Annotated in this window: 9 protein-coding genes and 1 tRNA gene; 6 read left to right on the forward strand and 4 right to left on the reverse strand. The window is 60.6% G+C overall.

Going from position 1 to position 14,950, the window contains the following annotated elements; all coding sequences use genetic code 11:
- Positions 1 to 9: 9 nt before the first annotated feature.
- Together IVB32_RS27395 and IVB32_RS27400 are read right to left on the reverse strand one after the other, a co-directional pair.
- Positions 10 to 1,194 (reverse strand): hypothetical protein, encoded by a 1,185-nt coding sequence (locus IVB32_RS27395; RefSeq protein ID WP_247368918.1) that lies wholly within the window; start codon positions 1,192 to 1,194, stop codon positions 10 to 12.
- A 198-nt stretch (positions 1,195 to 1,392) separates the two neighbouring features.
- Positions 1,393 to 2,613 (reverse strand): SMP-30/gluconolactonase/LRE family protein, encoded by a 1,221-nt coding sequence (locus IVB32_RS27400; protein WP_018457497.1) that lies wholly within the window; start codon positions 2,611 to 2,613, stop codon positions 1,393 to 1,395.
- Between the two features lie 276 nt (positions 2,614 to 2,889).
- On the opposite strand from IVB32_RS27400, the gene IVB32_RS27405 reads away from it, so the two are divergent.
- The 5 genes from IVB32_RS27405 (at position 2,890) to IVB32_RS27425 (ending at position 7,413) form a co-directional block, all read left to right on the forward strand.
- Positions 2,890 to 3,153 (forward strand): hypothetical protein, encoded by a 264-nt coding sequence (locus IVB32_RS27405; RefSeq protein WP_018457498.1) that lies wholly within the window; start codon positions 2,890 to 2,892, stop codon positions 3,151 to 3,153.
- Positions 3,154 to 3,582: 429 nt separating this feature from the next.
- Positions 3,583 to 5,145, forward strand: coding sequence for a 2-isopropylmalate synthase (locus tag IVB32_RS27410; RefSeq protein ID WP_018457500.1), 1,563 nt, complete (start codon positions 3,583 to 3,585; stop codon positions 5,143 to 5,145).
- 170 nt (positions 5,146 to 5,315) lie between these two features.
- Entirely contained in the window at positions 5,316 to 6,320 is a 1,005-nt protein-coding gene (locus IVB32_RS27415; protein WP_018457501.1) for a TRAP transporter substrate-binding protein, read from the forward strand.
- A gap of 193 nt (positions 6,321 to 6,513) precedes the next feature.
- On the forward strand, positions 6,514 to 7,137 hold the full coding sequence (locus IVB32_RS27420) for a Spy/CpxP family protein refolding chaperone (protein ID WP_018457502.1): 624 nt from the start codon (positions 6,514 to 6,516) through the stop codon (positions 7,135 to 7,137).
- 200 nt (positions 7,138 to 7,337) lie between these two features.
- Positions 7,338 to 7,413 (forward strand) — tRNA-Lys (locus IVB32_RS27425).
- Positions 7,414 to 7,474: 61 nt separating this feature from the next.
- Here IVB32_RS27425 and IVB32_RS27430 read toward each other — a convergent pair.
- On the reverse strand, positions 7,475 to 8,497 hold the full coding sequence (locus tag IVB32_RS27430) for a tyrosine-type recombinase/integrase (RefSeq protein ID WP_247294793.1): 1,023 nt from the start codon (positions 8,495 to 8,497) through the stop codon (positions 7,475 to 7,477).
- Between the two features lie 706 nt (positions 8,498 to 9,203).
- On the opposite strand from IVB32_RS27430, the gene IVB32_RS27435 reads away from it, so the two are divergent.
- Positions 9,204 to 12,554 (forward strand): adenylate/guanylate cyclase domain-containing protein, encoded by a 3,351-nt coding sequence (locus tag IVB32_RS27435; RefSeq protein ID WP_247294791.1) that lies wholly within the window; start codon positions 9,204 to 9,206, stop codon positions 12,552 to 12,554.
- 48 nt (positions 12,555 to 12,602) lie between these two features.
- On the opposite strand, the gene IVB32_RS27440 is transcribed toward IVB32_RS27435, so the two are convergent.
- A complete protein-coding gene (locus IVB32_RS27440) occupies positions 12,603 to 14,012 on the reverse strand; it encodes a patatin-like phospholipase family protein (protein WP_247294790.1) in 1,410 nt (469 codons plus the stop codon).
- Positions 14,013 to 14,950: the final 938 nt, after the last annotated feature.

Here is a 14,950-nt window from a genome sequence, read left to right on the forward strand (position 1 = left end):
AATGCTCTCTCATACAATGAAATCCTTTGCATGGAGATCCGCGGTATGGATCCCCTCCAGCGTAATCGTATCGGTCGCCGTCAGGTGGATCACCGCGCTTCCTGTGCTGTCATCGCTGATCAGGCTTTTCAGCGCCGCCCAGTCTGCGAAGCCGTAATCGTGCAAATTGATCAAATCATGCTCTCGCGCCGTGCTGCCGACAGCCTTGTTGCCCTGGTCGAAATCGTTGATCACGTCCAGGCCCGAATTTTTGTCGAAGACGAATCTGTCGTCGTTCGGTCCGCCCCAGAGCTGGTCATTTCCGCCACCGCCATTCAACATGTCCTTGCCGCCGGTGATCGAGCCGGCTGTGAACGGAGCGTAGGTCTGTGCGTCGCCATACAGGAAATCGTCGCGGCTGCTGCCGAGGAGGATATCATCTCCGCCATGCGCATTGCCTGACATGTTCGAGGCGTCTCCGACGAGCACGATGGACGTGGAGTCCGGGTTGCCGTCGACGGTCGCGATCAGGATATCGTTGCCGCCACGGGTATCGTCGCTCATGTAGCCGGCGTCTCCGACCAGAGACGCGCCGCCAGATCGGGCTGGGGCACCGACGGTGTAGATGAGCATGTCGTTGCCGCCGTGCGCATCGCCGCTCATGGAGACGAGGGCATCGCCGGAGATTGAAGCGCCGCCGTAACTGCCGCCCTGGGTCACGCTGAGGATATCATTGCCGCCACGCGCGTGATCGCTCATGGAACTGCCGGAATCTCCGCCGAACGTGCCGGACGATCTGTTTCCCATCGATGCAATGACGACGTCATTGCCGCCCCCCGTGTCGGCTGACATGGCGGTTTCGGCATCGCCAAAAATGCCGAGAGACGCGTAGATCGATGTCGATGCATCGACATGAAGTACATCGTTGCCGCCATGGGCGTCGCCGGACATCGCCTGCGCATCGCCGTCCAGGAACACGTAGTCCCCGAAGCCTGTGACGGTCGCGGCGAGATGGTCGCCTCCTCCGTGAGAATGTCCTTGGAGGGTCTGGTCGTCGCCAACGAATATCAGGACCGCGTTGCCACCGTCGACGGTCGCGATCATCTTGTCGCTGCCGCCGCGGCCTCCGTTCGGAAGGCCCGGGTCTCCGAACTCCGTCACGAATTGCTGGTTCCCCACGCTGACGATGATGGTGTCGTTCGGCATACGGCGCATCGCGCAACTCCCGGTTCAAGTCGGGCGCGAGAACGAAGAGCATCATGCCTTTGCACCGCGCTGCGGCCTTGCCGCGCGATTCAATCTTCGTTGGATTAATGGCGGAGATTTGCCCGCGGCGTAATTTGATTGCGATCAGGGAACCGCGGGCGCCGGCGATCCACGCCGACGCCCGTGCTTGCGATCTTGCGCGCGGGCTCAGCCCGGTCCGGCGCCTTGCGTGGCCGTGTACACCGCATAGAGCGATTGGCTCGCCGCCATGAACAGGCGATTGCGCTTGGGGCCGCCGAAGCAGACGTTGCCGCACACTTCGGGCAACCGGATGCGGCCGAGCAGCTTGCCCTCCGGCGACCACGTCGTCACGCCGCTGTAGCCGACGGCGCGGCCGGCATTGCTGGAGGCCCAGACATTGCCGTTGACGTCGCAGCGCACGCCGTCCGGTCCGCACTTCACACCGTCAATCACGCACTCGCTGAACCGCTTGTGGTTGGTGAGCTTGTTGTCGGCACCGACGTCGAACACGAATATTTCGCCCTTGCCGCCGGGGCCGGTGTCGCCGGGTCCCTTGCCAGTCGAGACGACGTAGAGCTTCTTGAAGTCCGGCGAGAAGCACAGCCCGTTGGGATCGGGCACCTGCTCCTCGGTGACGACGAGATCGACACGGCCGCTAGGGTCGATGCGATAGCAATTGGTCGGAAGCTCGCGCTTGCCCGGTGCGAAGCCGGCCGGCTGTCCAATCCGAGGATTGAGCTTGCCGCCGGAATTGCTCGGACCGCCCACGGCATCGGGCTCACCTTCGTAGAGCTGGCCGCCATAGGGCGGATCGGTGAACCAGTAGCTGCCGTCAGGATGCGCGACGACGTCGTTCGGCGAGTTCAGCTTCTTGCCGTTGTAATTGTCGCAAAGCACGGTCGCGGTGCCGTCATGTTCATAACGCGTCACCCGCCGGGTCAAATGTTCGCAGGAAAGTTGACGGCCCTGGAAATCGAACGAGTTGCCGTTGGAATTGTTGGACGGCGAGCGGAACACGCTGACGCGACCGTCGTCTTCGCTCCAGCGCATCTGCCTGTTGTTGGGAATGTCGCTCCATAGCAGATAGCGGCCCTGTGCACTCCACGCCGGGCCTTCAGCCCACAGCAAACCCGTATAGAGACGCTTGATCGCAGTGTTGGGCTGCGCGAGATCGTTGAAGGACGGATCGACTGTGACGACATCGGGGTCCCAGAAATAGGTGGTCGGCGCGCCGTTGGGACCGAAATCGCGTGGCGGGGTGGTAATCGTCGTCGGCGGTGCGGCTGGTCCGGTCTGGGCCAGCGCGGAGCCGGCGCCGGCAAAAGTGGCGGCGCCGAGCGCAAACCCCTGAACGAGCGTTCGTCGTGAAAGCGCAGCATCCTGGTCACGCTGCTTTTGGCGTGTCATCGCGTCCTCCCGGTCATGTTCGGCTAGCCGGTTGATCCGGCCGAGCAGGGCAAGGTTAGTCCGGTCCGATGACGGTTGCGAGGGGGAGGTACGCATCCTCAGCGAGATCGGGGCGGCAAAGCGCTGCAACGTCGAACATGGAAACGACAAATTCATCAGGCGTGACGGGGTTTACCGGAGCTGTCTTCGGGACATTGCCAAGCAGGGGAATGTCAAGCCTTGACCTCCTGCGCGATGCTGGCAGAACGTCATTCGGGGCGTAAGTCGGAGTTTACTGTGGTCGCTGTCGTCGTACTGGTTTTGCTGCTCGGGATTGCATTTGCGGCCGGCTATTTCACCCGCGACTACGTCTCCCGAAAAAGACGAGCCGAGGCGCGCCGCTGGCGTGAGTACAGCGAGCCGGATTGGCTCAGTGCCAACGCACCAGCCAACACCAACGATATCGCGATCGCTGGCACGGCTACGCCGGTTGCCACCAGCGAGCTCGGTCAGATGCTGAACCGCTGGGAGAGCAGGGCTCGCGCTCGCCGCTCGGCATAGCTTGACCGCCTTGCCGGCGTTCGGTCGGCCAAACAATTGGCACCGGTCACGCATCCGGCGCTGCGATCATGTCAGCCCTTCTGTCCATCTTTTGGCGTTGCGGTTGCTGCCATTTCTCGTCTAGAAACGACGCATCGAGCCTCCCGGCAACCAACCGTCAACGGTTTTGACCGAGGATTTGAGGGCTCAAAGGGTCCGGTAATGCTGATTCGCGGCCAAATCGATGGGATTTCGGGGGAGGTGGCTCTTGCCGCCGCCGCGATCCCGGCCGCGCTGCTGCCTACCCTCCTGATTGGCGGGCTTCTTCTTACTTGCCCCTGAGGGCCGGCTGGGCGCCATGCGCCTGGGCGCTCAGGGGTTGGTCGAGATCACCGGACACCTCAAGCGCCCAGAAGACTGACGGCGCAAAAAGCTCAAAAGGAAATTCAAATGGCCCCCGTGAACAAGTCCGATAAGGACCGCGTCATCATTTTCGACACCACCCTGCGCGACGGCGAGCAGTGCCCCGGCGCCACCATGACCTTCGAGGAGAAGCTCGAGGTCGCCGAGATGCTGGACGATATGGGCGTCGACGTCATCGAGGCCGGCTTCCCCATTACCTCGGAAGGCGACTTCCAGGCGGTCAGCGAGATCGCCCGCCGCTCCAAGAACGCCGTCATCGCCGGTCTGTCGCGTGCCCATCCGGCCGACATCGACCGCTGCGCAGAAGCGGTGAAATTCGCCAAGCGTGGCCGCGTCCACACCGTGATCGCGACGTCGCCGCTGCATATGCGGGTGAAGCTGAACAAGACCCCGGAGCAGGTGCTCGAGACCTCGGTGGCCATGGTCGCGCGCGCCCGCAACCAGATCGACGACGTCGAATGGTCGGCCGAAGACGGCACCCGCAGCGAGATGGACTATCTGTGCCGCATCGTCGAAGCCGTCATCAAGGCTGGCGCCACCACGGTGAACATTCCTGATACCGTCGGTTACACCACGCCCGACGAATACACCCACTTCATGAAGACGCTGATCGAGCGCGTGCCGAACTCGGACAAGGCGGTGTTCTCCGTGCACTGCCATAACGACCTCGGCATGGCGGTGGCGAACTCGCTGGCAGGCGTCATTGGCGGCGCGCGCCAGGTCGAGTGCACCATCAACGGCATCGGCGAGCGTGCCGGCAACGCCGCGCTGGAAGAGATCGTGATGGCGATCAACGTGCGCAACGACAAATTCCCTTTCTGGAATAAGATCGACACGACGCAGCTGACCCGCGCCTCGAAGGTGGTGTCGGCGGCGACCTCGTTCCCGGTGCAGTACAACAAGGCCATCGTCGGCCGCAACGCGTTCGCGCATGAGAGCGGCATCCATCAGGATGGCGTGCTGAAGGACGCTTCCACTTACGAGATCATGCGGCCCGAGATGGTCGGCCTCAAGCAGTCCTCGCTGGTGCTGGGCAAGCATTCCGGCCGCCACGCCTTCGTGCACAAGCTGGAGGAGATGGGCTACAAGCTCGGTCCGAACCAGCTGGAAGATGCGTTCACGCGGATGAAGGCGCTGGCCGACCGCAAGAAGGACATCTACGACGAGGACATCGAGGCGCTGGTCGACGAGGAGATGGCGGCTTCGCACGACCGCATCAAGCTGACCTCGCTGACCGTGATCGCCGGTACCCATGGCCCGCAGCGCGCGACGATGAAGCTCGATGTCGACGGCCAGATCAAGATCGAGGAGGCCGAAGGCAACGGGCCGGTCGATGCCGTGTTCAACTGCATCAAGCGCCTGGTGCCGCACGAAGCCAAGCTCGAGCTGTACCAGGTCCACGCCGTGACCCAAGGCACCGACGCGCAGGCCGAAGTCTCGGTGCGGCTGTCGCACGAGGGACGCGCGATGACCGCGCGCGCGGCGGATCCGGATACGCTGGTGGCCTCAGCAAAGGCCTATCTCGGCGCGCTCAACAAGATCGTCATGAAACGCCAGCGCGACACCGTAACGACCGCGGCGGCGAGCTGAGGTGGCTACTACCGCCTCTTCCGGAAGCGGGAGAGGCGGTGCTTGCGGCGTTCACCATGAATGGCTGCCCTGCTAACGACCAATAGCAGCTGGTGATGTCGACCTGTATTGATGCTGACGGCATAGGCCACCCGCGCGCCCGGTGGCCCAAATAACAACAGGGAGAGATTATGCGCACCTTCGCGATCGCTGCGTCCATCGCGGTCCTGGCACTTGGCTTGACCGGGCCGGCATCGGCCCAGTCGCCCATCATCATCAAGTTCAGCCACGTGGTGGCCACCGACACGCCGAAGGGCAAGGCGTCGGAGAAATTCAAGGAGCTCGCCGATAAGTACACCGGCGGCAAGGTCAAGGTCGAGATCTACCCGAACTCGACGCTTTACAAGGACAAGGAAGAACTCGAGGCGCTCCAGCTCGGCAGCGTGCAGATGCTGGCGCCGTCCAATTCCAAGTTCGGCCCGCTCGGCATCCGCGAGTTCGAGGTATTCGATCTCCCCTACATCCTGCCTGATCTGAAGACGCTGCGGAAGGTGACGGAAGGTCCGCTCGGTGCCAGGCTGCTCAAGCTGCTCGAACCGAAGGGCATCACCGGCCTCGCCTATTGGGACAACGGCTTCAAGCAGATGAGCGCCAACAAGAAGCTGGTGACGCCGGCCGACTATCAGGGCGTCAAGTTCCGCATCCAGTCCTCGCGCGTGCTCCAGGCCCAGTTCAAGGCGCTCGGCTCGCTGCCGCAGGTGATGGCGTTCGGCGAAGTCTACCAGGCGCTGCAGACCGGCGTCGTCGACGGGCAGGAGAACACCTGGTCGAACATCTATACCCAGAAGATGCACGAGGTGCAGAAGTACATCACCGAGAGCAACCACGGCTACATCGGCTACGTCGTGATCGTGAACAAGAAGTTCTGGGACGATTTGCCGGCCGACATCCGCGACCAGCTGACGAAGGCGATGAAGGAAGCGACCGACTTCAACAATACGCAGTCGCAGAAGGAGAACGAGGACGCGCTCGCCGAGATCAGGAAGAGCGGCAAGAGCGAGATCATCAAGCTCACGCCGGAGCAGGACGAGGCGATGCGCAAGGCCATGGAGCCGGTCTACAAGGACGCCGCAGGCCGCGTCGGCCAGCCGCTGATCGACGAGTTCCAGAAGGAAGCGAAGAGCACGACGAACTGATTTGAACGGAGGTTGAAAGGGGCTTCCGTGCCTGGCGCGGAAGCCCCTTTTGTTGCGAATGATTCCGATTGCGACTGAACTAAAATTCAGGAGCGTTACATCTTGGAAAGGACTCGCTCCCTGTCCAAGTTGTAAGTTGCGCGTAAGCCGCGCTGCGCTCATCCTCACGACATCCTTCCAGAGGAGAGTTCGCATGAGGAAATTCACCATCGCCGCCATCGCCGTGCTCAGCATCGCCGGCTCGGGCGCGGTCTATGCCCAGTATCATCGCCCGTGGATGCACGAGCACATGCGCCACATCCGCATGAACCCGGAAGACCGCGCCGCCATGGTCGACGCGCGGATCGCTGCCGTCCATGCCGGGCTGAAGCTCAACGCCGACCAGGAAAAGCTGTGGCCGCCGGTCGAGGCCGCCGTGCGCGACTTCGCCAAGCTGCGCATCGACCGCGCCAATGCGCGGATGAATGCCGGAGCCGGCGATGCCGGCAAGGACGCTAACAAGGACGCCGTCAGGCCGGAGGATCCGGTCGCCCGCCTGCGTCAGCGCGCCGAGGACATGGGGGCAACGTCGGCGGCCCTGAAGAAGATCGCCGATGCCGCCGATCCGCTCTACAAGACCCTCGACGAGGGCCAGAAGCGGCGCCTCGCCGTGCTGACCCGTCACCGCGGCCCGTTCGGCGGCGGCGAAGACGGCCCGCGCCGCCACTTCATGGAGCGTGGCATGGACCGCATGATGGAGCGCGGCATGGACCACTTCCACCGCGACCGTTTCGACCGCGACGATGGCCCGGACCGGGACCGCGAGGGCCGGCTCTGAGCCTACAAGGGTTGCCGCGATCAACCCTGGCGAAGCCGCTGGAATCCAGCGGCTTTTCGCTTTTTTGGGGGATGTGGGCACGCCCTTGGCGTACCCTTGGCGTACCCTTGGCATACCCTTGGAAAACTTACGTGCCATCGCTTGCCAGACCCGGATCGCTTTGCTAAACGACCGGCCTCGCAAGGCTTTAACCGCCTTTCGGGCGCATAGCTCAGTTGGTAGAGCAGCTGACTCTTAATCAGCGGGTCCCAGGTTCGAGCCCTGGTGCGCCCACCATATAATTCAAACACTTTGCGGGCTGAGCAAACGGCAAAACCAGCGCCGTTTACACCACCGTTTACAGTTTTGTTCTCGCTTCGAGCTTCACCACCGCAGCTTCAGCGAGCTGAATGTCGCGACCGAGGTAGTGCGCATCGAGAATGGCCTCGACGTCTTTCAACGAATGACCTGTGACGGCTGCGATCTGTGGCACGCTGGCGCCTGCGATTGCGAGGCGCACCACTGCCGTGCCGCGCAGGTCGTGAAAGGTCAGTTCACCCATACCGGCGCGCTCACATGCCCTTCCCCAGGACGTGCGAAAGCCGTCCGACGTCCATGGCCGACCGAGCGTGTTGGTCAGGATCAGGGGGCCTCGGCGCTCGGTGATATCGAGAAGGGTTCGCAAAGGCGCGCCGGCTGGCATCGCGACGCGCCGCCCGCCTTTAGACTGGCGCAGGCGAATGTAGGGGTTCTCGTAGGCGGACCAGGGCAGTCGCAGCAAGTCGCCTTGGCGCTGGCCACTCCACAACGCCAGGACTAAGGCGGGCTGGATCTCGCTAAAGGCGATCGCAAGAACCGCTGCGATGTCCTGCTCGGTCCAAATCTTGTCTCTGCGGTCTGCTACGTAGAGGCGGCCCCCGCGCTCGCATGGGTTGGTCGCGATGATGCCGCGGTCTTTTGCGAACGACATGATCCGCGCCAACGTGGTCCAGGCGTAGTCCGCCTTACGTGGTGTCTCGGCGAACAGGTCGCGCCAGGCCTTGAACTCACCACGCACTCGACGATCGGCCAGAGCTGCCACCGGCAGGTCGCCGAATTCATCTTCGATCAGCTTAATGTAGGCGAGGTACGCACGACGGGTCGATGCCGCTAGTCCGGTGAACTCTGGTGCGGCCTTGTACTGCGCAACGATCGTCATGAAGGTGCCGGCGCGGGGCTGCCGAAGGCTCGCATGCGCATCGTGATACTCTCGAACGAAGTCTGGCGCACCGGGCTGCGCATGGATGGCGGGGCCCCCACGCCATGCGTAGCAATGTACTTTCGTCTCGCCATTTGCGAGCCGTCTCTTGACCTTATGAATTCCTTTCAGAACGACGCGCACGGTTCATCCTCCATTCGTCCAAGGCCGCACCCTCTGTCTCGCAGTTTTTGGCGTCGCCTACGCCGCTCAGGGTCTGTCGCTCGGCACGGATATGCTGGGCCCATTTCCTCTGCGAGGAACTGGAGCCTTACTTTGGCTACGACAACACCACTAGGGCGACCGATAGGAAGGTTTTCTTCTTCACCCTAGTCGACATCAACTGTGCGAGGTCGCTGAACGAACGCAAGGTCGATCTGAAGCCGATAGCGTGCAAGCTGCAGCGGGGGCTAGCCGACTGCATCGGCCGCCAGGATCGTCGTCAGCCGTCGATTTGGCCGCTCTATCGCCAAATCTCCCTCCTGGCTCGGTCGGACCCAGTCTACGCATTTAGCTCCAGGTGCCAAGGGATTCGGTGATGAGGGGGAGCTGTTCGGTATGTGGGCTTCTGGTCCCTTAACGAGGCATGCATTGATTGCCCGCTTATGGCCCGTTAGCGAAGTACCGGCACATCTCGACTAGGTCCGCTTAATGAGGCATGGCGGACCAGATTTGCTTAGGTTGAGTTCTTCGCACTTTGACCCCTAACAGACATCGCGCCCAGCGGCGTTCACTTTTCGCCTGGGCCACTGTGTTACATTGGGCAAGACGTCCGGCGCTTCGGTCGACAGATGTGCCTTCGCAAGCCTCTCCAATGTGCTATTCTCATCGTATAAGCCATAGGTATACCATGGCAGGTATTGCAGAGTGGCTAGCATCGATCGGTTTGGGCGAGTACGCCGAGCGATTCCGCGAAAACGCCATCGACCTCTCGGTCGTTCGCGATCTCACGGAGCAGGATTTAAAGGATTTGGGCGTCCTGCTTGGGCATCGCCGCAAGATGCTGCGCGCGATCGTAGAACTTCAGAGAGAGGTCCTGCGAACGCCTCAAGCGGGCGCTAAGCCGGCCTCGACGGATCACGCCGGCCGGCGTCAGCTTACAATCATGTTTTGCGATTTGGTCGGCTCGTCGGCACTTGCGGCCCGCCTTGATCTGGAGGACCTGCGGGCCGTAATGGGCACCTATCACCGCTGCATCGCGGAGGTTGTTGCCAGGAATGAAGGGGTTATCGCGCGGTACATGGGAGATGGCGTGCTCGCCTATTTCGGTTATCCCCAGGCCCACGAGGATGATGCCGAACAAGCGACACGCGCCGGGCTGGCGCTGGTCGATGCCGTAGCTAGCCTCCGGACAGAACCCGCCACCGAGCTGCAGGTTCGCGTTGGCATCGCTACCGGTATGGTGGTCGTGGGCGATTTGACCGGCGAAGGTTCAGCTCAAGAGCAGACGGTCATTGGCGAGACGCCAAACTTGGCTGCGCGCCTGCAGACCTTCGCCAATCCCGGTACCGTGCTGATTTCCGAAAGTACGCACCGGCTCACTGATGGGCATTTCGAGTTCCGCAATCTCGGCCCTGTCGCGCTTAAAGGATGGGCCGAGCCAATGCCAGCCTGGCAGGTACTGGGAACAACCGAAGTGGAAAGCCGCTTCGAGGCACAGCACAAATCTCGATTGGCGCCGCCAATCGGGCGTGACGAGGAAATCGAGATGCTCTTGCGTCGCTGGCAGCACGCCAGGCGTAGCGAAGGTTGCGCGGTGATGCTCACCGGAGAGCCCGGTATCGGCAAGTCGCACATTGCGCTGGCGCTTGAGGAGCGGCTCCAAGGCGAACCGCATATAACGGTGCGCCAGTTCTGCTCGGCGCACCACACCAACAGTGCGCTGTATCCTTTCACCCGCCAGCTCGAACGCGCTGCCCGGTTCGAGCGGGGCGACCCGCCCGCAGAGAAGTTCGCTAAGCTCGAGGCTCTGCTCGTGCGGGCTGATGCCGACCGCGTGTTGCTACCTCTGGCCAACCTTCTGTCCCTTCCACCGAGTAACCGCTACCGTATGCCAGAGCTGAGCCCGCAGAAGCGCAAGGAGCTAACGTTAGCGGCGTTTTTGTCCCAGCTAACTGGCTTGGCCGCAAGACAGCCGGTGTTCGTCATTGTAGAGGATGTCCATTGGGCAGATCCGACGTCGCTGGAGCTGCTCACGATGACCTTGGAACACCTACCCCGGCTTCGGGGGCTGCTGCTCATCACGGCGAGGCCAGAGTTCACTCCGCCGTGGCCAGGTCATGCGCATGTGACGACGATCTCGCTCACGCGGCTGAACCGACGCAACGGGGCGGCGTTAATCGAGCGCGTCACCGCTGGCAAGACGCTCCCGGAAGAGGTAATGGACCAGATCCTCGCCCGCACCGATGGCGTGCCCCTATTCGTGGAGGAACTGACCAAGACGGTGCTCGAAACCGGGCTATTAAATGAACAGGACGATCACTACGTCCTCAACCGTCCTCTCCCCCCGATGGCGATTCCAACGAGTTTGCACGCATCGCTGATGGCAAGGCTCGATCGATTGGCTCCAGTGAGGGAGGTGGCTCAGATCGGCGCTGTGGTGGGTCGCGAGTTCTCCTACGAACTGCTGAGCACCGTAGCCGGGTTGTCAAAAGAGAGACTTGAGGAGGCGCTTGCTCAGTTGGTTCGCTCGGAGTTGATATTCTGCCGGGGCGAGATACCGCAGGCAATCTATACCTTCAAGCACGCGCTTGTGCGGGACGCTGCCTACTCGGGACTCCTGAAGAGCCGACGCGCAGCGCTGCATGCTGCGATCGCGGGTGCCTTCGAGCAACGGTTCCCGGACCTTGTGGAGACTCAACCCGAAACTCTTGCGCATCATCTGACAGAGGCCGGCCTGTTTCAAAAGGCGGAGGCATATTGGCTGCAGGCAGGCAAGAAGGCCGCCATGCGCTCGGCCAACCTTGAAGCCATCGCACACTTGCAGCGGGGTATCGAGGCCTCGGGCCATCTGCCAGAAGGCGCCGGAAAGGATAAGCTGGAACTTGCCTTCCACTTCGCCCTTGGGCCCTGCCTGATCGCTACGCAAGGGCCAGCCTCGAACAAGGCGATGGCAACCTTTGCCCGCGCGCGCGAGCTGTGCGAGCGCCTGGGAGACCCTCCCGAGCAACTCCAGGTGATGTTCTGGTTGACCACTGCGAGCGTAATGCGCGGTGAGTTGCCGGTCGCCGAGGAAACGATCGCGGCCCTGCTCCAGCTCGCCGAAGCGCGCGACGATCTACCGGCGTTGCTCAACGCGATGCGCGGGCAGGCAATGATCCGCCTCTTCATGGGACAGCTTACCGGTGCCCATGAAGCGATTGGACGCGCCTATGAAGCGTTCGAGGCGAGCAGCGAGGACGACAGGCTGGCGGCGCGTTCGGCCGGCCAGGATGCCGGCGTGGCGGACCTGGCGCTGATGTCGTGGGCGCTCTGGCTGCTCGGCCAGCCCGATACGGCAATTGTGCGAATGGACGCTGCCATTCGGCGCGCAGACGCTATAAGTCATCCGCATTCCCAGGCGTATGCCTGTTACTACGCATGCATTCTTCACGCGCTTCGCGGCGAGTTCCTGGTCGCGCAAGGTCATGCCGAACGTTGCATCGCCCTTTCCGAGGAACATGGATTCCGGCAATGGCGCCTGGCGCGCGCCCTTCGGGGCATATGCGTGGCTTCGCTCGATCCTTCACCCAGCGCACTGGGGGAGATCGGTGCCGTCTTGGACGGATATCGCAGCGCCGGTTATCAGCTGGCCATCACCGCGCTCGACGTGTTGTTGTGTCCGCCATTGTTAAATAGTCACGACTACGAGGCCGCGCTGGAGTTGATCGAGCACGGCCTAGCTACAGCTAACCGTAACAGCGAACGAATCCTAGAAGCCGAACTGTATCGTCTAAAGGCACGGGTGCTGGTCGCCCGCGGTGGACCGGCCGTGGAAGCCGAGGCGCAGGCGCTGCTCGACCGGGCATTGAGCACGGGAAGAAGTCAACACGCCAGGACGCTTGAGCTCCGCGCCGCAACGGACCAAGCTGCTCTGTGGATCCATCAGGGCAGACGCGAGGAAGCGCTCAATTTTCTCGCGCCGATTTATGCCAGCTTCACCGAAGGGTTCGAGACGCATGATCTAAAGGTGGCAAAGGTGCTTCTCGATGGGCTACGGTGATCAAGCCGGGACAACGCTTGCGCAGATTTAAATCGCAACGCGATCTGCTTACTTGGGCTTGGCACCACTAGCCGCCCTCTTTAGAGCCGCATAAGTACGATCTCGCAGCTCTAACCAATTCGGGTCGTCCTGTGGATTCTCGTTTATGAAAATGGGCTTGAGCAGCTTGTCGTCTTTACTATTCGCCTTAATCTCGTTTTCCGCTTTGTTAAATGCATCGATTGCTTGTTTAGCGGCGGCGTATCCTAGCGTTATCGAATTTTCGAGATTGCTGTGGTTCCACTTGAAATTGATGTGCCCCGGCACGTGAATCTCGACGACTACGCCTCTCCAAGGCGTTTTCCCGTTCCTCCTGTCCACGGCTGGTTTGTCGAGCATCCCGCACTCGACCGCTTTCTCGAGTATTCCGGCTTCGGCTGCTCTGTCGAGTGTGTGCGCCTCTTTGACGTGATATTTGAAAAGCTTGACGTCATCCTCACCGACCGTTGCCGCAAACAGTTGGCAGAGATTTGCTAGTGCATCGTGAAGATTTTCCGGAACGCGGATTTGCTTCGCATCGACGATCCGGCTCACCCAGATTTCATCCAAATCAGGGTGCTCCTCGAGCAAGCTATCGAAGTTCACAGTATCGACTAACGCCCCTTCGCAATATGTAACTTGGTCGATCTCAACCGTCCCTTCGACGAAGGGAAGAGACGAACACGCACACAGGCTGCGTGAGTCGATAGCTCCCCTGTACTGCTTTTTCTCGTCCTCCTTCATCCGACGATTGGAAAACAACGCCAGCTTCTGTTCGTCGAGATTCCAGGCGTTGTGATAGATGTGTGGCATACCGTCCTTTTTCAGCTCGTCGAAGTTTATGCTCTTCATAAACTCGCTATCCGGATAGTTGATCCTGGATAGGCCGTTGACCTTGGACAAGTACACCAGGGAGGTGAGGTATCGGACAAGTGGATTAGGTGCGAGCACCTTATTGAGTATCCAGTTGTTGATGTCTCCTTCGCGCCATTCCTTGAAGGGTTGTTCACCACGAGGCAGACGATTGAACCAAGCGGACATGTTGCCCTGGATCTGTTCCATCATTTTGTACGGTTGCCATCGGAAATCACTGTAACTTTTGGGATCGGTGACGAAGTCCTGGAAGGCCTTGATGTTGGCGTTCCAATCCGTCCCGAATACGGTGTTTATGGGGAAACGCTCATAGCCTTCATCGTCCCGAAACACGCCGTCCCTGAAGAATTCATAGGTCAGCTCGGCTCTGCTTTTGTTTTCTTTTTTGATTTTTTCTTCATCGAATTGATTGTAGACGATGCCAACCCAGGCGCCGATGCAGGACAACGCCCACACATCAGACTTATCGTCGAACGTCTTGCCGTCCTCAGCAAGTGCTTTCAGAACCCCGATGTGTAGCCCTGCTGCCGGTCCGCCGCCGCCGAGCGTAATCGCTCTCTTCACCATTGGTTCCTCCCATCTATTTTATCGTGTGGCTTATTCTCCGATCGAGTTTCCGAATTGCGTGAAGAGGAAGAGATTAATCGTTTTTGGGATCATTGGAAAGCGCGGTTGAGGTGGATATTCGACGCTTTCTTGGACCTTCGCATCGAACTAGCGCACATACGCTAGGAGCGCGAGGACTTGGTATCGTGCGATTACGTTTGACCCTCTCGTACAGGTGTGAACCAGTTCGCGTTAGATATTAATCGCTGACGGTAGTAGGAGTAGCTGTAGTCCATTTCGTGACTTCCGGTAATGGCGCGTCAGCGAACTCGCTGAGCGCTTCGTTGAGGTCCGCTCTGTACGGCAAGGCGGACCAGATTTGCTCCGGTTGAGTTCTTCGCATTTTGACCCGAAGTCGTCCTTGGACGGAGCATGCGCTGACCTCCATGGAGAGCGCACCTACGATCGATAAAATCCACTCTCTAAGAGAGACGTGCCTTTGCGACCAAAAAACAATCCTACACATCGTCGCGGGCGTTTTGATGGCCCGGCAAATGACGCCCGAGTACCGAACGAACGTAGGTTACAGTCGCCGCGCAGTGAGATCGCCCGCGGCTATGTCGAAGATGTTGGCAAACTGTGAGGTAGTTTATATCCCTGCATTCTTGGCCCACCCTAATGTGGCAGAGGCTTCTTACTTTAAAGGAGGCATCCAATGCTCGCCGCAATCAAATGGAACTCCCGATATAGCGCTCGCGAATGGGTGATGATGGCTGGGGTGCTCGTCGTCCAACTCCGCACACTGAATGCAAACCGACAGAAGGGTGAAAGCAAGCCAAAGCGGCCACTCTGGAAACACTTCGACGACACTCATCATTGGGACTCAACCGCGGAGGAATGGGTCCCCGACAAGATCAGTGATAGTGCAACGCATTATGCGTCCCGCAGGCCGAGTTCCG

It is taken from the genome of Bradyrhizobium sp. 23, assembly GCF_023073295.1.
Lineage (GTDB): Bacteria > Pseudomonadota > Alphaproteobacteria > Rhizobiales > Xanthobacteraceae > Bradyrhizobium > Bradyrhizobium canariense_D.

What these genes read in the sequence shown, in the direction of transcription:
- IVB32_RS27415 (WP_018457501.1), top strand. Translation starts at nt 5,316, where the DNA reads ATGCGCACCTTCGCGATCGCTGCGTCCATCGCGGTCCTGGCACTTGGC.
- IVB32_RS27410 (WP_018457500.1), top strand. Translation starts at nt 3,583, where the DNA reads ATGGCCCCCGTGAACAAGTCCGATAAGGACCGCGTCATCATTTTCGAC.
- IVB32_RS27400 (WP_018457497.1), bottom strand. Translation starts at nt 2,613, where the DNA reads ATGACACGCCAAAAGCAGCGTGACCAGGATGCTGCGCTTTCACGACGA.
- IVB32_RS27420 (WP_018457502.1), top strand. Translation starts at nt 6,514, where the DNA reads ATGAGGAAATTCACCATCGCCGCCATCGCCGTGCTCAGCATCGCCGGC.
- IVB32_RS27435 (WP_247294791.1), top strand. Translation starts at nt 9,204, where the DNA reads ATGGCAGGTATTGCAGAGTGGCTAGCATCGATCGGTTTGGGCGAGTAC.
- IVB32_RS27440 (WP_247294790.1), bottom strand. Translation starts at nt 14,012, where the DNA reads ATGGTGAAGAGAGCGATTACGCTCGGCGGCGGCGGACCGGCAGCAGGG.
- IVB32_RS27395 (WP_247368918.1), bottom strand. Translation starts at nt 1,194, where the DNA reads ATGCGCCGTATGCCGAACGACACCATCATCGTCAGCGTGGGGAACCAG.